This window comes from Nocardia sp. NPDC050799, from assembly GCF_040654015.1.
GTDB lineage: Bacteria > Actinomycetota > Actinomycetes > Mycobacteriales > Mycobacteriaceae > Nocardia.
Genome location: NZ_JBFAHF010000008.1, coordinates 186,937 through 211,938 on the forward strand (window position 1 = coordinate 186,937; position 25,002 = coordinate 211,938).

Here is a 25,002-nt window from a genome sequence, read left to right on the forward strand (position 1 = left end):
CGGTAGCCAGGTGGGCAACCGGGACCTGCGTGTATCCGACGCCGAACGGGAACATGTCGGGCAGCTCCTGCAGCGCGCGGTGGGTCTGGGCATGCTCTCCCTGGGTGAGTTCACCGAGCGGATGGACACCGCGCTGGTCGCCAAGACCCGCGGCGAGCTGAACTCGGTGCTCGTCGACCTGCCCGGGGTCCGGTTGATCGGCGAACCCACCACCGAGCGGACCGGTCACGGTAAGCCGGTACCGCTACCGCGACCCGGGGACGCCGCCCGCGCGGGACTGTCGGGGATGGTGCAGGGCGGGGTCATCCGGCCACGGATGTCGGGGTTGTACCGCCGGGGCAACTGGCAGGTCGCCCCGATGCTGCGGGTCAACAGCTGGCTGTCCGGGGTGACTCTGGATTTCACCCAGGCGATCATGACCACCCAGGTGGTGGAGATCCAGGTCGACGACTACGCCAGTTCCCTCACCCTGGTGGTGCCGCAGGAGGCCACGGTCGACCTGGACGGCCTCGAACTGGTCGGGTCCAGCGTGAACAACAAAGTGCGCAGCGGTCCGCCGATCGGACCGCTGCATCTGCTGGTACACGGCCGGGTCCGGTTCGGCTCGGTCACCGCAAAACAACCTTTCGCTGCCCATTGGCGCCGGTTGCTCGGGCATTGAGCCGGCTGCCCGGCGGCGTCAATCCTGCTCGCGCCGGCGCAGCAGTTCGTTGACGCTGACCGAACGGCCCTCGTTCTGCTGGTGGCGGCCCGAGTCGTCGGCCGGCATCCCGGCCTGCCGGCGCCGCGCGGACCGCAGCCCCGCCATCCACGATTCGATGCTGTTGCGTTCGCGCGGGTCCGCGTTCTGCTGCGGGCCGGCCCCGCCGGCGGACTGCTGCGCCAGGCTGTCGGGCCGCGATCCGGTGGGGGCCGGACGTTCGGCGGGCCGGGTAGGCGGTTCCGGCGCGGGGTAGAGGCCGGGTACCGCCGGGGGCTGAGCGCCCGGTACCCGGCGCGGGAGTTCGGGCAGACCCGAGGCGGGTCGGGCGGCCGGGCCCGGGCTGCCGGGTTCGGGAGCCCGGGGAATCGGCCGCGGCTGCGAACCCTGGTCCTGCCGCGGGCGCGCGTCCGCCGGACCCGGCTGTCCGTCCGGTCCGGGGCGGCGTGGCGGTGCGGGCGGTCGCGCCGGCCCCTGGCCGGGTGCCGGACGATTTCCGTCGCCTGCCCATCCGCCCGGCTGTCCGGGACCGGGACGACCGGGCGGCCGCCCCTCGGGCGCCGCGGGACGCGGCGGGGCGGGCGGGCGGGCGGCACCGCCGGGCTGTCCGGGGAGCCGCGGTGAACTGTCCGGCCGGGGGCGGCCCGCGCCGCCGGTGGTCCGGGCCTGCTGCGGGGTGGGCGGTGCCGGGGGAGCATCGGCGGGGCTCGGGTAGACGGTGCGGCCACCGGCGTCCTGGGTCTCGCCGTCCTCGGTCGGTTCGGAGGCGAACAGACCGCGCAGGTTCGGGGTGGCGAAACCGGGCCGGGGCGAGCCGGCCGGACCACCCGGATCGGGCGGAGTGCGCTGCGCGTTCGGCGGCGGGGTGGGCTGCTCCGGGCCGGGCTGATTCGGCTGGGGACGGCCCGGCCCGGGCCGACCGCCGGGGGTACGGCCGGGCAGCGGCCGGAAGTCGTTGCGCGGGCCGGGAGTACGGCCCGGCTCGGCGGCAGGGCCACCCGGACCGCGGCCGGGTTCGGGAGCCCGGCTCGGGAGACGGCCCGGGACCGGGCCGGACGACGGTGTCGGGCCGGGCTCCGCGCCCGGCTGCTGCGGGGTCCGGTTCGGCGTCGCCGGGCTCTCCGCGGGCGGCTGCGCCGCCGCGGGTCGTGGCCCGCGGCCGGAATCCTCGGCGGTGCCGCGGCCGGGTTCGGCCGGGCCGTCGGCGGGTGGATTGGCGCGCGGGCGGGTCGGGTCCGGCGGGGTGGGCATCTGCTGTTTGGGTGCCGACGGGGCGGCGGGCGGCTGTTTGCCCCCGGCCTTGCGGGGCCCCTTGGGCACCGCCTGCATATGCGCGGTGGGCGCGGCGGCCTCGATCTCCTCGCGGGTGCGTTTGAGCACCGGGGTCTTGCGCTGCTTCTCGGTGCCGAGCGCCGGCATCTGCATGGTGACCGGATCGGTGACCGGGGTGGTCTTGACCAGGTCGACCACATCGCCGCCGCCAGGACGCTCATCGTCCAGGATCGGTTCGCCCAGGCCGATCTTCTGCTGGATCCGCTTCATCCAGGCCGGGGCCCACCAGCAGTCGTCGCCGAGCAGCTTCATGGTCGCCGGTACGAGCAGCATGCGCAGGATGGTGGCGTCGATGATCAGCGCGGCGATCATGCCGTAGGCGATGTACTGCATCATCACGAGATCGGAGAAGGCGAACGCGCCGGTCACCACCAGCAGGATCAACGCCGCGGCGGTGATGATCCGTCCGGTGTGCGCGGTGCCGATCCGCACCGCCTCGGTGGTCGAGGCGCCCATCGCCCGGGCCTCGACCATGCGCGAGAGCAGGAACACCTCGTAGTCGGTCGACAAGCCGTAGATGATCGCGATGATCAGCACCAGCACCGGCGACATGATCGGCTGCGGCGTGAAGTTCAGCAGCCCGGCACCGTGGCCGTCGACGAAGATCCAGGTCAGGATGCCCAGGGTGGAGCCGAGGCCGAGCGCGCTCATCAGCGCGGCCTTGATGGGCAGCACCAGGGAGCCGAAGGTGAGGAACATCAGCACCGTGGTGACCAGCAGCACCATGGCGATCATCAACGGCATCCGGTCCAGCAGCGCGTCGATACTGTCGCCCTGCAGGGTCGGCTGCCCGCCGACGTACACGGTCACGCCGTCGGGTGCTTCGATCGCCCGCAGATACTCCACGGTCGGCCGGTAGTCCTCGGAATCGAGGAGTGTCGCGCTGCTGCGGAAGACCCCGGAATGGGTTGTGGACTCCGACGGCACCGAGAAACCGGACGCGTCGGCCAGGCCCGGCGCCTTGTCGGCCTCGCGCACCACCTTCGCGATGGCCCGGGTGTCCTCGCCGACGAACACCAGCTGGATGGGGTCGGACTGGCGTAGCGGGAAGGTCTTGTCGAAATCCTCCTGCGCGACGCGGGTGTCGTTGTCCGGCGGCAGATAGCGTTCGCTCATACCGCCGAAGGCCAGGTTCTTCACCGGGATGATCAGCAGCAGGAGCAGCACACAGATCGGAATGGCGATCTTGAGCGGATGCTGCATGACCCAGGTGGTGGCGCGGCCCCAGAAGCTGGCCTCCACCTCCTCGGCTGATTTGGTCTTGCGGATCTGCTTGAAGCTGAGCATGTCCACCCGTTTGCCCAGCACACTCAGCATGGCGGGCAGCAGGGTGATCGAGGCCAGGGCGGCCAGCGCGACGGTCGCGATGGTGCCGTAGGCCATGGATTTCAGGAAGCCCTGTGGGAACAGCAGCAGGCCGCCGAGGCTCGCGATGATCATGGTCGCGGAGAAGACAACCGTACGTCCGGCGGTGACCACCGAGCGTCGGACCGCGGCACGGGTGTCGTACCCCTCGGCCAATTCCTCGCGGAACCGGCTGACGATGAACAGGCCGTAGTCGATGGCCAGACCCAGGCCGATCATGGAGACCACCGCGCCCACGAACGTGTTCACCTCGGTGACCTTCGTCAGCATCATGATGATGCCGTTGGCGCTGATGATGGTCAGGCCGCCGATGATCAGTGGCAGCGCCGCCGCCACCACGCCGCCGAAGATGAAGAACAGCAAGATGCCCACGGCGGGGATGGCCAGGATCTCCATCCGGTGCTGGTCGTGGGCCATGGTGTCGTTAAGGGTGCCCGCTACCGGCTGCAGGCCCGCGACCTGCACGTTCACGCCCTCGATGTCGAAGACGTCCTTGACCGCGCGATAGTTGCGGACCATATCGGTGTCGTTGTCGCCGACGATCGCGATGGAGGCGAAGGTCTTCGTCTTGTCCTGGGAGCCGAATACCGCGGGCTGGGCTTCGCCGGTCTCGGTCTTCCAGTAGGCGCCGTTCACCTTGGCGATCCGGTCCGGATGTTCCCGGGGCAACCGGTTCAGGCTGTCGACGATCTTGTCCCGGAAGGCCGGATCGCTGTCGACGGTCTGGCCCTCGGGGGCGGTGTAGAGCACCAGCACATCGGCATTGTGATCGCGGCCGAACGCCTCGTCGGACAGTTCGGCGGCCGTCACCGATTCGGAATTCGGATCGAACAGACCGCTGGAGCTCAGATGGTCGGCCAAGCCGAGACCGTAGGCCCCAAGGCCCAGCATCCCGGCGACGACAACTCCGATGACGGCGAATCGCAACCGATAGACCAGATCGCCCCAGCGGGTGAACACTTAAGCGACTCCTTGTGCGGGGCGAGAGGTGAGCAGCGCCGACAGCGGCCGGAACGGCTGCAGCCAGGCACCCTCGTCGGGCAGCGAGTCGAGGCTCACCCGCGGCAGCGGTTCACGGAAAACTCCCGGGATGTCCTCGAGGTCGACGAATTCGAGAGTATCGGATGTTACTGCCCAACTCGCGTGCTCGCGGAAGCCGAGCACCTGAACCGGGATGCCGTCGGCGGCGAGTTGCTCCAGCGGCTCCCGGAAGGCCTGACCGTCGGCCGAGGCCACGATGATCCCGGCCAGCCCGGCGCCCCGGGTGCGCTGGGCGATATGGCCGAGCATGTCCGAATCGACATCGGAATCCTCGTCGATCTTCGGTTTGGCGAAAACGGCGTAACCGACATTACGTAGCGCCTCGACCCACGGCCGGACCACATCCGCGGTGCCGGGGGCGATATTGGTGAATACGGTCGCCTCGGGCTCCAGCCGGTTCTTCTCGCCGACGGAGAGCTCGGTGGTGCGGGCCAGCAGCCACCGGCCGAGCGCGTCGAAGCGAGGCCGATAGGCGGCGGTGGGCCGCCCACCCAGGATGGCGCCCAGCCCCATATCCAGGTTCGGCGCGTCCCAGACCAGCAGGACCCGCCGCAGACCGTCCGTATCCGGCCCTACCGACTCGTCGCCGGATTCGTGCAGACTTCCGGCAACCTCGTCGCCGGCCGGGGCCATCTCACTGACGCTCATCATTCGATCTTGCCCCATATGAACTCGTTGATCGCACTACCAGCGGTGTGTGCCTTGCTCTCGAATTTGGTGACCGGCCGCTCGAAACCGATCGGCGCGGTGTCGCGGCGCGCGGTACCGGCTCCCCCCACGGTCCCGTTCACGCCGATGAGCAGGGGCTCGGCCGCGCCGACCTCGGCGATGTGCTCGGCGTACCCGGCGTGGTCGGTCGCCACGTGCAGGATTCCGCCGGGCCGTAGCCGATCGGCGACGAGCGCGAGGGTGGCCGGTTGCAGCAGCCGGCGCTTGTGGTGGCGTGCCTTGGGCCACGGGTCCGGGAAGAATACGCGCACACCGGTCAGCGATCCGGGAGCAATCATGTTCTCCAGCACATCCACGGCATCGCCGCGCAGCAGCCGGATATTGCCGATCTCCTCGCGTTCGATCCGCTGCACGAGCTGGGCCAGGCCGGGCTGGTAGACCTCGATACCGATCAGGTTCAACTGTGGTTCGGCCAGCGCCATGGCGGCGGTCGCCGTTCCGGTACCGCACCCGATCTCGATGACCAGGGGTGCCGAGCGGCCGAACCACGCCGCGGCGTCGAGCGGTTCGTCGGCGACCTCCCGGCCGAGCACCGGCCAGCTGCGATCCCAGGATTTCTGCTGGTTGGGAGTGAGTGCGCCGCGCCGGGACCGGAAGCTGGTGACCCGGGGGTAGAGCCGGGAGCCGGCATGCCGTCGCCGCCGGTCTCCGGTATCGCCGGAGTTTTCCGAGAGGGCGACCGGAACGGACTCGGAGCCGGGGTGCACAGCGTCGTTCACAGCCCTATTGTCCAGCATGGCCGGTTCCGGGCCGCAACGGACCGGTAGGGGGCTACCCGTTGGTAGGGCGGACGCGGTCCGCACCCGGGCGTAGCGGCCCCGGTTCTGACAGAATGCGCACCGGAAGAAGGGGGTGTGGCGCATGTCGGCAGTCGAGGGATCGGACCGGTATTTGCGGGATGCCGGGGCCGGGGATCCGCTGGACCGGCTGATCTCCACGCTCCGGATGGGCGACGGGGCCGACGCGGGTATCGCGAACGGTATCGAGGTGGCGGTGCAGCGCTGGCGGACCCTGCCGCGCGCGCAGGTCGCCGGGCGCGCCCGGGCGGGACGCACCACCGTGGCCCGGGCACTGGGACTGCAGCAGGCGGTGGAGACCGCGCCCGTCGACGAACCGGGCTTCCCCGATCCGGTGCTCGACGCCGATATCGTCGTCTACGTACTGGCCAGCACCCCCTCGCCGGGTGACCGGCGATTGCTCGGGTCGCTGCGTCCGGAACGCACGATTCTGGTGGTGAACAAGGCCGACGCGATCGGCACCGGCTGGGCGGACGCGGTGGGCGCGGCCCGGCAGTTCGGCCGGGAGTTCCGGCTGCCCGCGTTCCCCATGGTGGGTTCGCTGGCCGCGCGGACCGTTTCCGGTGCCTTCCAGGAAACCGATCTGGCGCTGCTGCGCCGGCTGGCGCAGTCCGGCATCGTGGCGGCCCTCTCCGCCGAGGCCTTCGTCTCGCCGACGGTGGGCCCCGATACCGCCGAACGCACGGAACTGCTCGAACGCTGGGATCTGTACGGGCTGGCCTGTGGACTGGCCGCCCTGGAACGCGACCCGGATCTCGCCCCGCAGACCGTGCTGCAGATCCTGCACACCGTCAGCGGGGTAGACCCGGTGGCCCAGCTGCTCGGTCAGCGCTATCGGCAGGCGATAGCACGGCGGGCGGGTGTGCTGATCGACGAACTGACCCGGCTGGCGGCGCGTGCCGTGCCGCACGGGAGCAGCCGGGCGCGGGCACTGATCACCGAATACCTGGACACCGACGAGGCCAGGTGGCTGGCGCTGTGCGGCGGGCTGGTCGACCCGGAGGTCGCCCATCTGGCCGCGGGATATCCCCGCCCCGAACCCGAGGACGCCGACGACGCGCTGGCCCGCGCCATCCGGTGGCGGGCGGTGGTGGCCGGGGATATGGCGCCGGGCGCGCGTCGCGCGGCCATCCGGGTCCACAACGGATACGTCCGGATGTGGGAGCGGATGAGCAGTGTCGGACTCTGACCCGGGCCCGGCGGCGGGGCCGCCCGGTCTCGCGGCGGCCGCGGACACCGCGGCGGTGCATACGCTGCCCGACGCCGTGGCCGAGGTGGTGGCGCGCTGGAATCCGCAGGGTATGGCGTTGTTACGCACGATGCCAATCTCCGATGGCGCGGCCGGGGTCCGGCTCATCGGCGCCGACGACGCGAACACCGCGCTGCTGCGCACCGAACTGACCCGGATCGAGCCCCGGATCGAACTCGGCTCGCCCACGGCCGATCCGTGGGTGAGCGCCGCCCCGGGCAGTGTGGTGCTGCTGATCCTCGACGCCGGTGTGGTGATCGGCGCGGCGGAGCTGGATACGGTGCGCCGGCTGTGTGCCGAGGGGGCCCGGGTCCTGCTGGTGCTGAACGGCACGGACGCGCACAGGGACTGGCACCTGGTCCGCGACCGCAGCGCCGAACTGCTGGCCGCCGCGGAGCTGGACTGCGAGATCGTGCCGGTATCGGCCCGGTTGGCCCGGGCCGCGCGGCCCGGGGCCGATTCGACGCTGCTCGACCGTTCCGGGCTGGCCGCGCTGCACACCCGGCTGGTCGCGCTCACCACCGATACCGCGACCGCGGGCGCTCGCCGCGCGGCCGCCCTCGCCCAGGTGGTCGCCGGAACGCGGGACCGCATCGTGCAGGAGGAAGCGCAGCTCCGGTCTGGTACCGAGGTGGAGCTGCTGCGGGCGGAACGGGCCCGGCTGCTCGCCGATCGCGACGGCGGGCGCGCGGTGGCGGTGTCCACCCTGCGGGCCCAGATCAACCTGGCCCGCGTGGACCTGCTCACCCAGGTCGGCTCCCGGGTCCGGGCGCTGCACGCGGAGGCCCGGGCCGAACTGGACAGCATGGATCGCCCGGGCCGGCGCGACTTCCCGGAGCGGCTGCGGCAGGCGGTCGGGCAGCTGACCTGGACGGTGGATCTGGATATCGCCGCCCGGCTGGCCGAACTGCGGGCGCGGGCGGCCGCCGCGCACCCGGCGAGCGTCCCTCCCGCGGAGGGGACCCCCGCACCACGGTACGAGCCCGCGCCCACGCTCGGTCCGGATCCGCAACCCCGGCGCGGGGGTGTCGAAGATCACCTGATGATCGTGCTGGGCGCCTCGGCCGGGGTGGGTCTGGGACGGCTGATGGTGTCGCCGCTCGCGCTGGTACCGGCATTGGACGCCGCGAGCGTGCCGGTAACCCTGCTGCTGGGGGCGGGCGCGGCCGCGTGGGTGGTGCGGGCGCGCCGCCAGCTCGCCGACCGCGATCATCTGCGACACTGGGTCGCCGACGCGGTGGCGAATGTGAAAGCCCAGCTCGAGCAGCGAGCGGTAACCGCGCTGGTGGAGACGGAATCCGACCTTTCCGACGAAATGGTGCGGGCCGCGGCGGCCGGCATGGTGGAGATGGACCGGCGGGTCGCCGAACTGGAGGTGGCATTGCGCCGGGCCACCACCGGACAGCCCGGCCGACTCGCCGCGTGTGCCCGTGACCGGCAGGTACTGGACCAGTGGACCCCGACCGCCGGAAAATAGTTTGTCCACCCCTATTGATCGGCAACCCGCTTCCATAGGGGGCGCAATACCGCGTTAATCTCTAGACAGGAACCTGGGCGTCCGCTCCGCCCTATGTGCACCGCCTCGATCCGGCGGCGCGCACGGCGGGCCGTTGCGGAAGCCTCACCCGCCAATGGTGGCGCTAGGTGTTTTCGCGCTGGTCACGGGCCCATGGGCCAGGGCGGAGGCAGCGGCGTCGCCCATTTCAGGAGAGTTTTCATGACCTCAGCGACCATTCCCGGTCTTCGTGGATCCGACGGCACCGCGCCGACCGAACACAGCGAACTGCTCGCCTGGGTTCAGGAGGTCGCCGAACTGACTCAGCCGGATCGAGTCGTCTGGGCGGACGGTTCCGACGCCGAATGGGATCGGCTCACCACCCAGCTCGTCGAGGCGGGCACCTTCCGCAAGCTCGACGAGAAGAAGAAGCCGAACTCGTTCCTGGCCTTATCCGATCCTTCCGACGTGGCCCGGGTCGAATCGCGCACTTTCATCTGTTCGAAGTCCGAGGCCGACGCCGGCCCCACGAACAACTGGGTCGAGCCCGCGGAGATGCGGGCCACCATGACCGAGCTCTACCGGGGCTCGATGAAGGGTCGCACCATGTACGTGGTGCCGTTCTGCATGGGCCCGCTCGGTGCCGACGACCCCAAACTGGGTGTCGAGATCACCGACTCGGAATATGTCGTGGTGTCCATGCGGGTGATGACCCGGATGGGCCGGGCCGCGCTGGAGTCGCTGGGCACGGATCGGCCCTTCGTGAAAGCGCTGCACTCGGTGGGCGCCCCGCTGGCCGAGGGCCAGGCCGACGTCCCGTGGCCGTGCAACGACACCAAGTACATCACCCACTTCCCCGAGGACCGGGAGATCTGGAGCTACGGCTCCGGGTACGGCGGCAACGCGCTGCTGGGCAAGAAGTGCTACTCGCTGCGGATCGCCTCGGCCATGGCCCACGACGAGGGCTGGCTGGCCGAGCACATGCTCATCCTCAAGCTGATCTCCCCGGAGAACAAGGCCTACTACATCGCGGCGGCGTTCCCGAGCGCCTGCGGTAAAACCAACCTCGCCATGATCCAGCCGACCGTACCGGGCTGGCGCGCGGAAACCCTGGGCGACGATATCGCCTGGATGCGCTTCGGCAAGGACGGCCGCCTCTACGCCGTGAACCCCGAGTTCGGTTTCTTCGGTGTCGCGCCCGGCACCAACCGTTCGTCCAACCCCAACGCCATGGAGACGCTGGAGGCGGGCAACACCGTCTACACCAATGTCGCTCGCACCGACGACAACGATGTGTGGTGGGAGGGCCTCGAGGGTGAGCCCGATCATCTGATCGACTGGAAGGGCAACGACTGGTACCTGCGGGATACCGAGACGCTGGCCGCGCACCCCAACTCCCGGTACTGCACCCCGATGTCGCAGTGCCCGACCCTGGCGCCCGAATGGGACGACCCCCAGGGTGTGCCGATCTCGGCGATCCTGTTCGGCGGTCGGCGCAAGACCACGGTGCCGCTGGTGACCGAATCCTTCGATTGGCAGCACGGCGTGTTCATGGGCGCCACGCTGTCGTCGGAGCAGACCGCGGCGGCCGAGGGCAAGGTCGGTACCGTCCGCCGTGACCCGATGGCCATGCTGCCGTTCCTCGGCTACCACGTAGGCGACTACCTGGGGCATTGGATCAATCTCGGCAAGAACGCCGATGCGGCCAAACTGCCCAAGATCTTCTACGTGAACTGGTTCCGGCGCGGTGACGACGGCCGTTTCCTGTGGCCGGGCTTCGGCGAGAACTCCCGGGTGCTGGAGTGGATCGTCGGCCGCATCGAGGGTTCCGCCGAGGCCGAGAGCACCGCGATCGGTCACGTGCCGACCGCCGCGCAGATGGATCTGGCCGGCCTGGACGTGGAAGCCGCGGATGTCGACGCGGCCCTCGCGGTGAACGTGGACGAATGGCGGGCCGAGATCCCGCTCATCGAGGAGTGGTTCGAGTTCGTCGGCGACAAGCTGCCCTCCGGTGTGCGCGACGAGTTCGAGGCACTCAAACAGCGCGTGCAGTGAGCAGGGCGGTCGTCCGGGCTCGCCCGGGTGACCGTACCGATTCCTCTCCGCGACCCGCGGCGAACACTTGTTCGCCGCGGGTCGCGTCGTATCGCGGGCGGTAACCGGCGCAGGCATGGCGGGGCGGGCTCGGGACCTCGGGTGCCTTACTCTGGGTGTGTCCTGGATCTCAGACCACGCATTCCCCGATTGGACGTCCCGATATCGCCCGATCGGCTTCCGCCGTCGTTATCCGTGGCCGAGCCGATCACCCCTGAGAGGTGGTTGGAACATGGCCGACGAGTTCATGACCCTGGAATGCATCGACAGTGTGCTGGTCAGTACGCCGCTATGCCGCGCCGTGCGGCGGTTGCGTGCGGTTCTTCCGGTCGGCTGGCAGGTCGACGTGGTCGCGAACGGCGATCCGGCTCACTGCGGCGTACCCGTTGTCCGGGCGTTGCCGGCCACCGATTAGTTTGCTACACGAACTTTTTCGTGGCCCGAGATCGGCTGGCGCAGGCGGTATTTCGCCTGACCGGCGTTTCGGCATGGCGGAATCCGGGCGCTGTGGCAAACTTTCGGGTCCCGCGGGTGTTGCGCTGTGCGCGAGGAGAACTCGCGATCTGTGTTCTGCGAGTGGGCCGTCGCTGCAGGATTGTCGCGGGTAGCCTGGCCCACGAAATCCGACCTCCCGGTTCGTGTTTCATCGAACGCACTATTGCGTTTTGTTGCTGGAGGGCGCATGATATTAGCCAGATATCAGCTCGCTCCATTCATCGAACCGAATACCCGCGATTGGGAGAGGCGTTCATGGCGGTGCAAGTGATCGGCCGGGCGTTGATGACCAGCGACCAGACCGACCATCAAGCGAAAAGCGTTGGCAGCGGCGGCTGGGTCGTCTCATTTCTACCGGGGCGGACCCTGACCACCGAGCAGGCGATAGCGGCCATGCAGGCCGCCGAAGCCGTGGCGATGGTGGGTGGGCTGGCCGATCTCGTGGGGCTCACCACTCTCGAAACCGTCGGCCTGGCCATTCAGGAATCACCGTGGACCCGAGCCGAACCGGTGGTACGCAGTGGTTGGCGCGGCCGGATCGGCCGGAGCCGGGCGCAGGTGGCGCTGTAGTCCTCAGCCAGGTTTGCTCGCGACGACCACGAGATTGCTGACCAGTAGCTCTCGGATGCCGGGTACCCGCACCAGCCACCAGGCCCAGCGGGGGTGGTAACGGGGGAACAGTGCGAAGACGTGCGCCGATGTGCGGTGCGACCAATGCACCCCGTCTGCCGCCCGGACCGCGAACAGCGAGGTGCCGAAACGGTTCTTCGGCTCCTTACCGTGCCGGCGCCGATACCGGCGGGCGGCGTACTCCCCGCCGAGATAGTGCCAGGGGCCGGTCTCGTGGCCGCCGAACGGTCCGAGCCACACCGTGTAGGACAGCACGATCATGCCGCCGGGCCGGGTGACCCGGACCATTTCGTCGGCCATCCGCCACGGCTCCGGTACGTGCTCGGCGACATTGGACGAGAAACAGATGTCGACCGCGTCGTCCCGGAACGGCAGCGCCATCCCGGAGCCGCGGACCGCGGCCGGTACCGAGATACCTGCGGCGTGCATCTCCGAGGGATCGGGTTCCACCGGAATATAGCGGGCACCGGCTCGGGCGAACTCGTCGGCGAAGTAGCCGGGACCGCCGCCGACATCGAGGACGGTGGCGCCGGCGAGGTCGCGGCCGGTGAGGTCGGCGTAGAAATCGGCGAGCAGCTGGGCGCTGTCGGTGGCGATACCGCCATAGAAGCGCGCGGGATGGGTCTGTTCGAAGCGGAAACTGTGCAGCAGGCGCAGTGACCGGCGCACCGAGGCGCGACGCGCGAAGCGGAAACGCCTCGGCGCCGACCGGGCCGGGGAACCGGGCCGGGACACGGTATCGGCGTCGCCGCCCGTCTCGGGCGATATCCGGTCCACAGCTGATTCCTCGGCGTCGAGCACGATGCCGAGTTTCGCACATTGTGAAAGATGACAGATTTCGCAGCCGGTATACCCCGTCGCGAGGTCTTCGATACCGAATGGACACGCAGGTGGGCGACTTGCCGGACGTGCTCGAGCGTTAAGGTGTACCGCGATGCCCATGTCCCATGCGCGGGACCCGAGCCCACCGGAGAACTGCCACGTGCGCGAAGTACTTCTGCTCTGCTGGCGTGATACCGGTCATCCACAGGGCGGCGGCAGCGAGCGGTACCTGGAACAGGTCGGCGCGCACCTCGCCGCCCGCGGTGTGAAGGTGACGCTGCGTACCGCCCGCTACCGGGGTGCGCCCAAACGGGAGCGGATCGACGGTATCGAGATCAGCCGGGGCGGGGGCCGGTTCTCGGTGTATCCGCGCGCGCTGGCCGCCATCGCGCTGGGCCGGTGCGGTATCGGCCCGCTGCGCGGCATCCGTCCCGAGGCCGTGATCGACACGCAGAACGGCATCCCTTTCTTCGCCCGGCTGGTCTCGGGTGTGCCCTCGGTGGTGCTGGTCCATCACGGGCACCGGGAGCAGTGGCCGGTGGCCGGTGCGCTCGTCGGCCGGATCGGCTGGTGGATCGAATCGGTGCTCTCGCCCCGGGTGCACCGCGCCGACCAATACCTCACCGTCTCCCTGCCCTCGGCCGAGGAACTGGCGACGCTCGGTGTCGACCGATCCCGGATCGCGGTGGTCCGCAACGGGGCGGAACCGGTCCCCGCGCACGTGCCGACGGGCAGCGCGGTCGTCCGTTCGCCCGAACCCCGCGTCGTGGTGCTGTCGCGGCTCGTCCCGCACAAGCAGATCGAGGACGCGCTCACCGCTGTCGCCCGGTTGCGGTCCCGGATCCCCGGGGTGCGGCTGGATGTGATCGGCGGCGGCTGGTGGGCGGACAAACTGCGGGATCAGGCCGCTGCCCTCGGTATCGCCGACGCGGTGACCTTCCACGGCCACGTCGACGAGGGCCGTAAACACGAGCTGCTCTCCCGCGCCTGGGTGCACGTCCTGCCCTCGCGTAAAGAGGGCTGGGGCCTGGCGGTCATCGAGGCAGCCCAGCACGGCGTGCCCACTGTCGGTTACCGCTCGTCGCGCGGTCTCACCGATTCCATCGTCGACGGCGTGACCGGGGTGCTGGCCGACGACGCCGCTCAGCTGGCCGCCACGGTCGGTGAACTACTGGACGACGCGGCCGCGCGCACGATCATGGGCGAGAAGGCCCGGGCCCGGGCGCGTGAGTTCTCCTGGGAGTACACCGCCTCGGGGGTGCACCGGGTATTGGCAGCCGCCGCGGCGGGGCAGCGCGTCAGCGGACTGATCTCCCCGGGGGAGGACGTGGCTGCCGAGACGCGCGCCGAACTCCCGGCCGGCGCCTGAGGGTACGCCGCCCCCGGCACCCGGGCAATCGTTGCCGGCTGTGCCGAGCTGCCTGCGTCCGGTCGCGATTCCCGGTCTGCCGCATTTCGGCCTCGACGTACGAGCCGTTCGGGATTCCACGCCTCGGCGCACCCGCCCGGTGTTCTCGGCGGCGCTACGGTACCGGCAACCTGACCTCAGCTCCCGACTTTGCGTACCACGAACCCGGAGGCCCGGACGGCGAGCGGTGTCACCAGCAGTAGCGCCCACAGGATGTGCGCGGCCACCACCAGCGACCGGTGTTCGGGTGCGGGCCGCAGCCGGACATCCGGTACCCGGTACAGGGCCAGTTCGCCGGTGCTGTGGACCGGCGCCAACTGCGCCAGCGTCGCCGCGGAGTTCCCGAGCGGGCCGGGGGTATCCCGTTCGACGAGCACCCAGCCGACACCGAGCTGTGCCAGTTCGTCCGCCGACCCGCCGTCGAGGAGCAGGTTCTCCACGGTTTGCGCCCGGGCGCCCTCGCCGGTCACCGTCGCACCGCGGACGGGCAACGCCCCGGTCTGCAGGACGTCGCGGGGCAGCAGCCGCGGCGCCGGGTCCAGTACCGGAGCGGGTCCGGTGTAGGGGAAGCGGCGGAACATACCGCCCGGCAGTACGGCGATATCGCCGGGTCCGTCGACGCGCTCGGCGATCTCCTGCCAGGAGGCCGGATACTCGATCGTCCGCAGCTGCCCGCCGACACCCCAGCCGAGGTCGATCAGCGGCAGGGCCAGTACTCCGATGAACAGCGCGGCCAGGCCCGGCGACCAGCGGGCCGGATCACCGTGGTCATCGGCGGGGTCCGGGTGCTCGTCGCCCGGGGTGTCCGCCTTCGCGCTGATGCGCCCGAAGCCCAGGCAGGCGGCGGCCGCGCACAGCGCGTAGCCGGGAGCGGCCAGCGCCACGTACTTCTGGGTGTCGCGCAGCAGTCCCGCACCGGGTACTTCGACGACCAGCCATTCCATCACCGGGAGTCCCGCGGGAGTGGCCGCCAGCGCCGGGACCAGTACGGCCGCGGCGGCCAGGACCAGCAGGATCCGGCGGGTGCGGGTGCGGTCGGGGTCCGCGTCGGGTGCCGCGACCCGCCGGAACCCGAGCAGCACGACCGCGAGCAGCAGGATCGTCGCGACGGCGGCCAGCGGAGTCGTCCGCGATACCGGTACCGCCTCGGCGTTCCAGATACCGCCCAGTCCGGCGAGGCTGCCCACCGTGGCGAGCCAGGGTTCCGCGCGAGCGGCGAAAGCGGTGACGCCCGCGGGATCAGAGGGTTCGGCCGCGATCCCGGAGACCGCGGTGGCCACCAGCCACGGGGCGCAGGCCAGGAGCGCGAGAGCTGTCACCCCGGGTACGCGGCGCCATCCGGCCACGGTCACCGCGACCACGGTGGCGAGCAGGGCGCCGGTGGGGGTCAGGCCAGCGGCCGCGAGGCAGCCGGCCAGTACCGACCAGTCCCGGAACCGGTCGAACCGGGGCCGTCCGGCGGCGGTGCGCAGCCGTAGTGCGGCCAGGGCCGTCCAGGGCAGCGCGGCATACCCCGTGAGCAGGCTCCAGTGCCCCTGGAGGAGCCGCTCGGCGATATAGGGGTTCCAGACGACGAGAGTGGTCGCCACCAGCTGCGCGGCGAGCGGGGCACCGAGCAGCTCCCGGACGAGCACCGCGGCGCCGTAACCGGCGGCCCAGAGGGCGGCCAGCAGGACGACCTTCACCAGCAACCCGCCGTCGATCACCGGAGACAGCGCGGCGAGCAGGGCGTCCTGGGGTACGGCTCGCGGGGCCGCGTCGCCCAGGCCCAGCGCGGTGTCGGTGGGATAGGAGCGCGGTGTGCTCACGGCGTCGCGGAGCAGCAGGTATCCGGGGCGCAGCAGGGGCGCGGTGATCAGCAGGGTGAGCAGCAGGCTGTAACCGGCCGGGAGCAGACGCGTCCACCGGCCTGTTCGTTGCGCACTCACGGCCAGTCACCCTACGTTCGCCGGCCACGGCGAGGCGGACCGGTATGGACGCCGGGCCGGGTGGGACACTTGCGCACGTGCAGTTCGTTCGCCGTCTCCCCGCCGTGGCGGACATGACCCTGGTGACCGCGGGGGCGATGATCGCGAATATCGCGAGCTATCTGCTGCAACTGCTGGCCGGACGCTGGCTCGGCGTGGCCGGGTACAGCGAGTTCGCCAGCCTGCTCGCCGTGCAGCTGTTGTGCGCGGTACCCGCGCTGGCCCTGCAGAACGTGGTGGCACGCGAACTCGTGCACGGCGCCGATATCGCCGCGCTGCGGGCGCTGCGCCGGCGGTGCGCGCTGCTGGTGGCCGTGGCGGTCGTGGTGCTGGTGCCGGTGGTGAGTGCGCTGCTCGAGGTCGGTATCGCGGCGTCGGCGGCGGCACTGGGATCGGCGCCCGCGCTGGTGGTGCTGGCCGGGGACCAGGGGGTGCTGCAGGGGTCGCGCCGGTTCCGGGGTCTGGCGGTGGTGCTCGGTGTCACCGGTATCGCCAAGGTGCTCCCGGCGCTGGTGGTACTCGCCTGCGGCGGCGGTGCGACCCCGGCGCTGTGGGCGGCCGCCGGCGGTATCGCCGCCGCCGCGGGATACGCCCGGGTGGTGGCGGGCAGCGGCCGGCCGGTGGTGCCGGCGGATGGATCGGTGAGTGGTCCCGCCGCGGTACCGGTCGGGACGCCCGGTGTGGCGGGTGGGTTCGCCGGGGTGTTCGCGGTTCTGCAGGCCGCGCAGGTGCAGGCAGCCCTGATGGCGCTGTCCTCCGCGGATCTCATCGTGGTCCGCATAGTGCTGGACGAACCCGACGCCAGCCGCTACGCGCTGGGCACGATCGCCACCAAAGTCGCGTTCTGGTTACCGCAGGCGGTCGGGGTGGTGCTGTATCCGCGGATGGCGCAACCGGCCTCGTCCGGTTCGGCCGTGCGCTCGGCGCTCGCCGTTCTCTCCGGCATCGGGGTGGTCGCCGTGGTGGGCGCGGCGCTGGCCGCTCCGCTGGCACCGGTTCTGGCGGGACAGGACTACGCGCCGATCGAGGGCCTGCTGTGGTTGTTCGCGCTGCACGGGGCGATTCTGGCGGTACTGCAGGGGGCGTTGCTGTCGGCCATCGCGGTGCAGCGGACGGCGCTGGCGGGGATCGCGTGGGCGGGTCTGGTCCTCGAGATGATGCTCGTGCTCACCCTGGCGAGCAGTGTCACCGGACTGATCGCCACGGTCGCCTCTGTGGCCACCGTGACCACGACTGTCGTCGCGGTACTGGTCATCCGGATGGCGGCGGGTCGCCGGGTTCCGGCTCCCGCCTGATCCGGGGCAGCGCCGCCAGCCCGACCGCGACCACCCCGACCAGGGCCGGGAACTGGACCCACAGCGAATCACCCATATAACCGCCGGGCATTCGCCACGGGCCGGTGGACAGCGCGGCGGCCGAGAGCGCCGTGCCCGCTCCGGCGACCGCGGCGAGGGCGCGGCGCGGCAGCCGGGGCACGAATCGCACGGCGGCCAGGCCCGCGACGGTGAGTACCGTGCCCGTCACCCCGGCGATCAGGGTCGCGGCGGCGATCAGGGCGAGTGCGGCCGGTATCCGCGGCGACCACACGCCGGGCGCCGCCGCCACCGGCTCGGTGCGGGGGCCGCGTGGGACGGCGAGGGCGATGAGGGGGAGCAGCAGCAGGAGGCCGAGGAGTAGCGCGAGCCGGTACCAGCTGTCGATCGGGAAGGAGACGGTCACCGGGCCGGTGGTATCGGCGGGCAGCAACCAGCCCTGCTGCCAGCCGTCGACCACGACCGGCCGCAGCTCGCGGCCGTCGGCGCTATGGGCCGACCAGCCGGTATTGGTACTCAGTGGCAGGGTCAGCAGGCGGGTGCCGGTGCTCGGGGCGGGGGCGGCGGGCTGGGTGTTCACCAGACGCAGCCGGTCGACGAAGAACAGTTCCGTCGGCGCGACCAGTAGGTCGACGTCCCCCACGGGCAGCGAGACCGGTTGTACGACACCGGGCGCGGTGGCCGGGAACGCGGCCGCGTCCTGCGGCGCGTCGGGGCACACCTGAGCGGGAACCGGGTCGCCCGAACGCAGTTCGCCCATGGTGGCCGTGACGCTGGTGTGGACCAGGCGGCCGCCGACCGCGATGGTCGGTCCGGCGTCGCACCCGACGGTCACCGGCCGGTCCGCCGGCGCGGGCGGCGGATACTGCGGGCCCAGTACGCCGATTTCGGCGAGGCCGGGCGGCTGGGCCTGGTGATAGCCGAGCGCCGTCCGGTCCAGCACGGCTTCCCAGCTGCGGACGCTCAACTCGATCCGGTCGGTGACCGTGGGATGCAGGTCGATCCGGGAGACTTCGTCGGGTTCCTCGATCTCCCGGACCTGCGGGCCGTTACCGAGGTTCACCGTGACCGAGGTGGGCGCGGCGGGCAGGCCGCCCAGCGAAGGCGTCAATTCCAGGCCGGTCACCAGGGTCGGCTCCGGAAGTTCGATGGTCAGCGCGGGTTTGGGCCCCAGGGTGTCGCGGACCGTGTCCTCCGGCGCGGTCCAGCTGGTGTGGGGGTCGCCGTCGGTGGCGGCGAACGCGGAACCGCGTAGATCACCCACATCGGAGGCGCCGCGTGCCACGGGGCGCGCCGGGTCGGTCAGCAGTGCCTCCAGCGCGGGACCCTGCCGCGGGCGGACCATGAGCCGCGGTTCGACGGTGGCCGGTGCCGGAACGGAGAGCGTCCGGCCGAACGGGCCCAGCTCTTCGGGTGCCAGCGCCAGGCCCTTACCGCAGCGAACGCGATCGGGACTGCCGAAACACGCGCTGCGCCCGGGGAATTCCTGGCCCAGATCCCACCCGGTGACCGTGGCGCCCGAGGGCGGCGGCGGGAGGACGGTCCGGTGCCGGATCTCGACCGGAACGCCGGCGTCACGCACGGTGTAATCCTCCAGCCCCAGTTCGCTGATCCCGAACTGGCCGCCGGTACTGCCGCGTTCGGTGCGGATGGCGGTGATCTTCACCCATTCGGTGGAGCCCACCGGCAGCGCGACCGAAACCGGTTCGCCGGGCTCGCTGATTCGGGCCGAGACGCTGCCGTTGTTGGTGCGCACCTCCACCCATTTCACCGGATCGCCGATGGCGGCGGGGGTGGTGTTGAACCGCAGCAGGCCGGAGGTGAACGGTTTGTCGAGTTCGAGCCGGATCCATTGGCCCAGGGCGTATTCGCCCGCGTTGCTGATCCAGGCGGTCGCCGGGTCGCCGTCCACGGCGGCGGCGGTCGAGTTGCCGGGGGCGGCGCCGCCGATCTGCGTCGCGTCGGCCGCCGAACTCGACGCGGTGATGGTGGCCCCGGTCCAGCCGCCCTGCACCAGTTCGGCGCCCGGTACGGCGTAGTCGGGGGCCAGGTTGTGGGTGTGGCGCGCGTCGCCGGGGGCGCGCAGCGCGGAATTGTGGTTGTCCACCCTGCCGAAATCGGTCTCCCGGTTCATCGGGGTATCGGTCACCGTCACCGGGCCCACCGGCAGGCCCGCGGCCGCGGCGTCGGCGGCCAGCAGGGTGGGTTCGTGCGAGGTCGCGGGGTCGCGATGCAGTCTTTCCAGTACCTCCGGCCCGCCCTGGACCACCGGTACCGATTCGAGCGGCACGGTGTACGCGCCGGGGAACTGCTCCGGTGCTCCGGTTCCGCCGCGCACCTCGGCGGGAGTGCCGGGGGCCGGGGCGTCGACCCGATAGATCTCCACCGCGGGATAGTCGGGCCGCAGATCCGCGTCGACCACGAAATCGTCCCGGCCGGAATCGTTTTCCACCGGCTTCCCGAACTCGGCGACCTTGTGCAGCCCCGGTGACCCCTCCACCGCGTTGTGCGCCAGCAGCGGGCGGGTGGAACGGGAGGTGTCCGGATCGAGATCGTTGCGCAGGACCAGCACCCCGATGCCCTGCCCGCGCAGTGCGCCGGCCAGACCGTCGGAGGGCCGGCCGTCGGCGATCAGCCGCTGTATCGAATCCATCGCCCGGATGGTGCCGGGCGGATTCAGCGGGACCGCGTCCCGTACCGCCCACGGGGTCTGCGCCAGCGCTTGGAGGGGTTCGTCCCGGGTCAGGCCCCACACCTGGCTGCCGAAGGGGGCGCCGGGGACCACCAGCGCCCGGGTGTCGGCGGCGTTCGCCCGCAACCAGTCCGCGGTCTGCTGCCAGTAGGCGGGGACCGCGTCGTAGGCCCCGCGGGGCGCGAGCTTCCCGGTCCAGGCCAGGGAACTGGACAGCGCGAGCGCCGCGAGGACCAGCATGGCGACCGCGACCCGGCGGTCGCGGTGCGGGTTGGTGAACGCGGCCCGCCACACCTGCGGCCGGACCGAGGCCGGCAGCGGTACCCGGGCCAGCAGTTGGGCGATGCCCAGCACCAGCGGCAGCCGGATGAGCGGTTCGAGTTTGTGCACATTACGCAGCGGTGCGCCGCCGGAGTCGAGGAAGACGCGGATGGGTTCGGCGAACGGTCCGCCCAGCTGTCCCACATAACCCGCGCAGATACCGGTCAGTCCGACGCACAGGATCAGCACCAGCCGCCCGCGGGCCGGCATGGACCGCAGCGCCAGCCCGGCCATCCCGGCCACGGCGATCAGCCCGGTGGCCAGCACCGCGGCGGGCTGGGTGACCAGCACCGCGCCCGCGATCCGTTCCGGGGAGACGAACGGTGTCCAGCTGTCGGTGCCGCGCAGAACCTCACCCAGTGACGCCCACTGGGTGGTGACCCCGGCGGATTCGATGTAGTCGAGGAACGGCGGGCTCACCCGGCCCAGCAGCAGGAGCGGTACCGCCCACCAGGCCACCGCCAGGACCAGCAGCGGCACCCAGCGCAGCGTGAACCGCCACCATGTGCGGTTGGGCCGGAAACTGGCCCACCACAGCAGCGCGGGCAGGAAGGCGGCCACGGTGGCGATGGCGTTCACCGCTCCCATCAGCGCCAGCGCCATCGCGCTGCCCGCCGGGGACCGCACGCCGCCGCGCCGATGCCTGCGGTAGGCGGTGCCCAGCGCGGCGGGCGCGAGCAGGACCCACGGTGCCAGCATCATGGGCAGGGTTTCCGAGGAGATCGAGCCGACGGTGGTCAGCACCCGGGGGGACAGGGCGTAGGCGGCGGCCGCGACGACCCGTGATCCGCGGCTGCCGATCCCGAGCGTTTCGCAGAGTTTGACCACGCCCCAGAAACCCGCGAGTAGCAGCAGCGCCCACCAGATCCGCTGGGTGACCCAGGCGGGCAGATGCAGCACATCACCGAGCGCGAAGAACGCGCCGTGCGGGAAAAAGTAACCGTAGGCCTGGTTCTGGACCTGGCCCATCGGCGCCTGGCTGCTCCACAGATGGGCGGCACGGGCGAGGAAACCGAGCGGATTCTCGGCGAGATCGTATTTGGTGTCGGCGGCGGTGAGGCCGGGGGCCTGCAGGAAGGTCAGCAGGAAAGCCGCGAACGCGGTGCCGAGGAACCAGCGGCGGCCCAGTTCATCGGCGGGCGCCGCATCGAGGGTGGAGCGGGGGGCCGCGTCGGCAGGTTCGACGGGATCGGACTGGACGGGCACCGTGGGTCAGACGTGTGCCGTCCCCGCCGACAGGCTCCGGCGGGGACGGGACGAGATCGGGCCGGGTCTCAGCGCTTGCCGTATTCGACGCTGTTCAGCAGCGAGCTGTCCGCGTTACCGCTTCGGTCGACTTCCGGCCGGCTGTCCTGCTGCAGCGCGGCGGTGATGGCGAAGACCGCGATGGCGCCCAGCAGGGCGCCGCCGACCGCACTCGCAACACCGGGAACAGCAAACTTCATCGCAGCACTCCAAACTCCGAAGCAGGCAGATATCTGGGCCAACCTAGCAGGACCGGCCGGGTCCGGGTAGGCACCGTCGGGCGTTTCACCCTAACGGTTGCCGCCGGCCGGCCCCGATCGCGGCCCGCGCCGGCCCGCGGCAGCCCTGCCTCCGGACGCCCCCGGCTCACTCGTTGTCGGGTGGTACGGCGCAGTCGAGGGCGCCGAGCAGGGTGCGCAGTTTGGCGGTGGTCTCGGCCAGTTCGGCCGCGGGTTCGGAGGCCGCGACGATGCCGCCGCCGGCGTGGGCGCGTAGCTCGCGGCCGCCCGCGGCCAGTTCCGCGCTGCGGATGGCGACCACCCAGGTCCCGTCGCCGTCGGTGGTGCACCAGCCGACCGCGCCGCCGTAGAACCCGCGGTCCTCCTCGTGGGTGGTGAGGTATTCGAGCGCGTCGGCGGTCGGGGTACCGCAGACCGCCGGGGTCGGGTGCAGCAGCAGCGCCAGTTCGAGGGCACTGGGCGCCGGCGCCCGCAGCACGCCGTGGATCGGCGTCCCGAGATGCCACACATCGTGGGTGGCGACCAGTTGCGGCCGCTCGGGCACCGACAGACCGATACTCACCGGGGCCAGTCGTTCGGTGATCCAGTCGACCACGAACGCGTGTTCGGCGTGGTTCTTCGCGCTCGCCGTCAGCAGATCGGCCTGCGCGGAATCGGCCACCCGGTTCGGGAGCCGGGGCAGTGTGCCGGCCAGCGGGTACAGCTCGATGGCCGTGCCGCGGCGATGGACCAGAAGTTCCGGGCTCGCGCCGATCAGCGTCGCGCCGGTACGCCCGGCGGGGGTGAGATCGACCGCGAAGACATTCGCCCGCGGGTTCCGCGCCAGCAGATACGCGGCGAGTGTCTCGGGGTCCAGCACGGCCGCCGCGGTGGCGAGCACAGAGCGGGCTGCCACCACTTTGCGCAGGCGAGGGGCGGGTTCGTTCAGCAGTTCCACCAACCGCGCGACCCGCGCGCGGTGCTCGGCCGGGCTCGGCGTCTGCTCCACCACCTGTACGCGCGGCAGCTCCGGGAGCGCGGCCGGACGCCACGGGCCCCCGGTGTGCAGCAGTTCGACCGGCTCGACCAGTGCGGCCGGGTGTCGTGGATCGAAGGGTAGCGCCCCGGCGATCGCCACGGCGGTGCCCTCGCGCAGGGCGGCCGCGGCCTGCCACGGATCGCGGTGCGCCGTGCGTACACCGGTGCCGCGCACCACGCCGTCGGGGCGTGCCAGCAGGAACTCGGTCATGATCCGACCGTAACCACGCCCGCGGCGCCCCTATTTCGCGGCGTGGTCGTCGTGCCCGGGTTTCCGTGCGCCGGCCGCTTGCACCGGGGGAACCAGGAAAACGGGGCGGTGGCAGTGTTTGAGCACGGCGTCCGCCACGCTGCTGTGCACCAGCGCGCGCAGCCCGGTCGCGCCGCGGGTGCCCGCGACGATGATGTCGACATCGAGTTCGTCGGCGACGTCCACGACCGCCTGCCAGGCACTGGCGGCGTATTCCTGGGTGCGCGGCTCGGCGTTCAGCCCCGCGAGCGCGGCCAGGTGCACGCCTTCGGCATTGATATCGCGGGCGGTGGTGTAGGCGATGTCCTCGAGTTCCTCGTCGGGCACCCATTCCGGTTGGACCATCCCGGAGATCCCCGAGATCCGGGCGGCCTGGCGGACCATCGGCTCCCAGGCGGTCAGGACCACCGCGCGGTCGGCGGCGAGGAAACGTCCGGCGTATTCGATCGCGCGTTTGGCGTGTTCGGAACCGTCGTAGGCGATGAGCATCAGATCGCAGGGCATCACTGCTCCTCCGTGACGTACTCCTGACCGGTGTTACCAGATTACCTCTGTCCGGAAGCCGATCCGAAGTGTCGCGGTCGCGCCGCGCGGGCTACCGTCGAACGATGCGGAAGATACCGTTGGTCCTGCTCGCGGTGCTCGCCGCGCTCCTCACCGGCTGTTCCGGCTCCGAGAGCGGCGGCTCCGGTCCCGGCACCACCGCGACCCCGGGCGCCGGTACGAGCCCCGCGGGCGCGACCGGTGACGTGGCCGGCCCGACCACTACCGAAGGTGACTGCGCCGCCCGGTACCTGGCGCAGTTCAGCACCCGGGAGAAGCTCGCGCAGCTGCTCACCGTCGGGGTGACCGGTACCGACGACGCGCTCACCGTGGTGCGCGACCATCAGGTCGGCGGAATCTTCGTCGGCAGCTGGACCGATTTGTCGATGCTCACCGACGGCGGGCTCGCGCAGGTGGCGGCCGCGGCGAAAGTGCCGCTCATGGTGACCACCGACGAGGAGGGTGGCCGGGTGTCGCGCCTCGAGGATCTCATCGGCACCGCGCCCTCGGCCCGGGTCACCGCACAGACCATGACGCCCGACGAGTTCTACACCGCGACCCTGGACCGGGCGCGGGCCATGCAGGGTCTGGGGATCACGGTGGATTTCGCCCCCGATATCGATGTGAGTTCCCAGCCCGACGATTCGGTGATCGGTGACCGCTCGTTCTCCGACGACCCGGCCGTGGTCACCGAATACGCCGACGCCTATATCCGGGCCATGCACGAGGTCGGCGTCGGGACGGTGCTCAAGCATTTCCCGGGTCACGGGTCCAGCACCGGCGATTCCCATCTCGGCGCCGTGCAGGTGCCGCCGCTGTCGGAACTGAGCACCAGCGACCTGGTGCCGTTCCGTGAGCTGATCGATACGGGTTCGGCGGTGATGGTCGGCCACCTCGACGTTCCCGGACTGACCACCCCGGGCGTCCCGGCCAGTATCAGCCCGGAGGTGATGGCGCTGCTGCGCGAGGGTTCCGGGTACGGGGCGGCACCCTTCGAAGGCGTGATCTTCACCGACGATCTCAGCGGTATGGCGGCGATCACCGAACGGCTGTCCATCGAGCAGGCGGTGGAGGCCGCGCTCGTGGCGGGCGTGGACAATGCGCTCTGGATCAGTACCGATGCCGTGGGCCAGGTGCTCGATCAGCTGGAGCAGGCGGTGGCGGCCGGCCGGTTGCCGATGGAGCGGGTGGACGCCTCGGTGCTGCGGATGGCCGACTACAAGCGGGTCCCCCGCTCCTGCTGACGGTCCGGGCCGGG

At 71.2% G+C, this 25,002-nt stretch carries 18 protein-coding genes; 9 read left to right on the forward strand and 9 right to left on the reverse strand.

Features of this window, described 5'->3' with window-relative positions:
* Positions 1-10: 10 nt before the first annotated feature.
* Complete coding sequence (locus AB0H42_RS11250) at positions 11-661, forward strand: DUF1707 domain-containing protein (protein WP_357053394.1); 651 nt, start codon at positions 11-13, stop codon at positions 659-661.
* A gap of 18 nt (positions 662-679) precedes the next feature.
* On the opposite strand, the gene AB0H42_RS11255 is transcribed toward AB0H42_RS11250, so the two are convergent.
* From AB0H42_RS11255 to trmB, 3 genes are read right to left on the reverse strand one after another with little or no spacing between them, the layout of a single operon-like run.
* The gene (locus AB0H42_RS11255) at positions 680-4,357 is read right to left on the reverse strand and encodes an MMPL family transporter (protein WP_357053283.1); all 3,678 of its coding nucleotides are present in this window, start codon (positions 4,355-4,357) and stop codon (positions 680-682) included.
* Positions 4,358-5,086 carry an NYN domain-containing protein gene (locus AB0H42_RS11260; RefSeq protein ID WP_357053286.1) on the reverse strand — a complete coding sequence of 243 codons (729 nt, stop codon included), beginning with the start codon at positions 5,084-5,086 and terminating at the stop codon, positions 4,358-4,360.
* On the reverse strand, positions 5,086-5,904 hold the full coding sequence (gene trmB, locus AB0H42_RS11265) for a tRNA (guanosine(46)-N7)-methyltransferase TrmB (protein WP_357053288.1): 819 nt from the start codon (positions 5,902-5,904) through the stop codon (positions 5,086-5,088). Before trmB ends, AB0H42_RS11260 begins: the two co-directional genes overlap by 1 nt.
* A 124-nt stretch (positions 5,905-6,028) precedes the next feature.
* On the opposite strand from trmB, the gene AB0H42_RS11270 reads away from it, so the two are divergent.
* The 5 genes from AB0H42_RS11270 (at position 6,029) to AB0H42_RS11290 (ending at position 11,867) form a co-directional block, all read left to right on the forward strand.
* Positions 6,029-7,153 (forward strand): hypothetical protein, encoded by a 1,125-nt coding sequence (locus tag AB0H42_RS11270; RefSeq protein ID WP_357053291.1) that lies wholly within the window; start codon positions 6,029-6,031, stop codon positions 7,151-7,153.
* Positions 7,140-8,690 carry a hypothetical protein gene (locus AB0H42_RS11275; RefSeq protein ID WP_357053294.1) on the forward strand — a complete coding sequence of 517 codons (1,551 nt, stop codon included), beginning with the start codon at positions 7,140-7,142 and terminating at the stop codon, positions 8,688-8,690. Before AB0H42_RS11270 ends, AB0H42_RS11275 begins: the two co-directional genes overlap by 14 nt.
* Positions 8,691-8,930: 240 nt before the next feature.
* A complete protein-coding gene (locus tag AB0H42_RS11280; RefSeq protein ID WP_357053297.1) occupies positions 8,931-10,763 on the forward strand; it encodes a phosphoenolpyruvate carboxykinase (GTP) in 1,833 nt (610 codons plus the stop codon).
* Positions 10,764-11,034: 271 nt separating this feature from the next.
* The gene (locus AB0H42_RS11285) at positions 11,035-11,217 is read left to right on the forward strand and encodes a hypothetical protein (protein WP_357053300.1); all 183 of its coding nucleotides are present in this window, start codon (positions 11,035-11,037) and stop codon (positions 11,215-11,217) included.
* A gap of 335 nt (positions 11,218-11,552) precedes the next feature.
* Positions 11,553-11,867: a hypothetical protein gene (locus AB0H42_RS11290; protein WP_357053303.1), complete on the forward strand. Its 315-nt coding sequence runs from the start codon at positions 11,553-11,555 to the stop codon at positions 11,865-11,867.
* A gap of 3 nt (positions 11,868-11,870) precedes the next feature.
* Here AB0H42_RS11290 and AB0H42_RS11295 read toward each other — a convergent pair whose 3' ends face one another.
* A complete protein-coding gene (locus tag AB0H42_RS11295; protein ID WP_357053397.1) occupies positions 11,871-12,662 on the reverse strand; it encodes a class I SAM-dependent methyltransferase in 792 nt (263 codons plus the stop codon).
* Between the two features lie 247 nt (positions 12,663-12,909).
* On the opposite strand from AB0H42_RS11295, the gene AB0H42_RS11300 reads away from it, so the two are divergent.
* Positions 12,910-14,118 carry a glycosyltransferase family 4 protein gene (locus tag AB0H42_RS11300; protein WP_357053400.1) on the forward strand — a complete coding sequence of 403 codons (1,209 nt, stop codon included), beginning with the start codon at positions 12,910-12,912 and terminating at the stop codon, positions 14,116-14,118.
* A gap of 176 nt (positions 14,119-14,294) precedes the next feature.
* Here AB0H42_RS11300 and AB0H42_RS11305 read toward each other — a convergent pair whose 3' ends face one another.
* A complete protein-coding gene (locus tag AB0H42_RS11305) occupies positions 14,295-16,085 on the reverse strand; it encodes a hypothetical protein (protein WP_357053306.1) in 1,791 nt (596 codons plus the stop codon).
* Between the two features lie 113 nt (positions 16,086-16,198).
* Here AB0H42_RS11305 and AB0H42_RS11310 point away from each other — a divergent pair, with 113 nt between their 5' ends.
* Positions 16,199-17,419 carry a polysaccharide biosynthesis protein gene (locus tag AB0H42_RS11310; protein ID WP_357053403.1) on the forward strand — a complete coding sequence of 407 codons (1,221 nt, stop codon included), beginning with the start codon at positions 16,199-16,201 and terminating at the stop codon, positions 17,417-17,419.
* On the opposite strand, the gene AB0H42_RS11315 is transcribed toward AB0H42_RS11310, so the two are convergent.
* The 4 genes from AB0H42_RS11315 to AB0H42_RS11330 form a co-directional block, all read right to left on the reverse strand.
* Positions 17,376-21,578, reverse strand: coding sequence for an alpha-(1->3)-arabinofuranosyltransferase (locus AB0H42_RS11315; protein WP_357053406.1), 4,203 nt, complete (start codon positions 21,576-21,578; stop codon positions 17,376-17,378). The two genes, AB0H42_RS11310 and AB0H42_RS11315, sit on opposite strands and share 44 nt — an antisense overlap.
* A 146-nt stretch (positions 21,579-21,724) precedes the next feature.
* Positions 21,725-21,895 (reverse strand): DUF2613 domain-containing protein, encoded by a 171-nt coding sequence (locus AB0H42_RS11320; protein ID WP_081877246.1) that lies wholly within the window; start codon positions 21,893-21,895, stop codon positions 21,725-21,727.
* Positions 21,896-22,061: 166 nt separating this feature from the next.
* The gene (locus tag AB0H42_RS11325) at positions 22,062-23,162 is read right to left on the reverse strand and encodes a chorismate-binding protein (protein WP_357053309.1); all 1,101 of its coding nucleotides are present in this window, start codon (positions 23,160-23,162) and stop codon (positions 22,062-22,064) included.
* A 30-nt stretch (positions 23,163-23,192) separates the two neighbouring features.
* Positions 23,193-23,705 (reverse strand): universal stress protein, encoded by a 513-nt coding sequence (locus tag AB0H42_RS11330; protein WP_357053312.1) that lies wholly within the window; start codon positions 23,703-23,705, stop codon positions 23,193-23,195.
* A 104-nt stretch (positions 23,706-23,809) separates the two neighbouring features.
* Between AB0H42_RS11330 and AB0H42_RS11335 the strand changes: the two genes are divergently transcribed.
* Positions 23,810-24,988: a glycoside hydrolase family 3 N-terminal domain-containing protein gene (locus tag AB0H42_RS11335; RefSeq protein WP_357053315.1), complete on the forward strand. Its 1,179-nt coding sequence runs from the start codon at positions 23,810-23,812 to the stop codon at positions 24,986-24,988.
* Positions 24,989-25,002 lie beyond the last annotated feature (14 nt).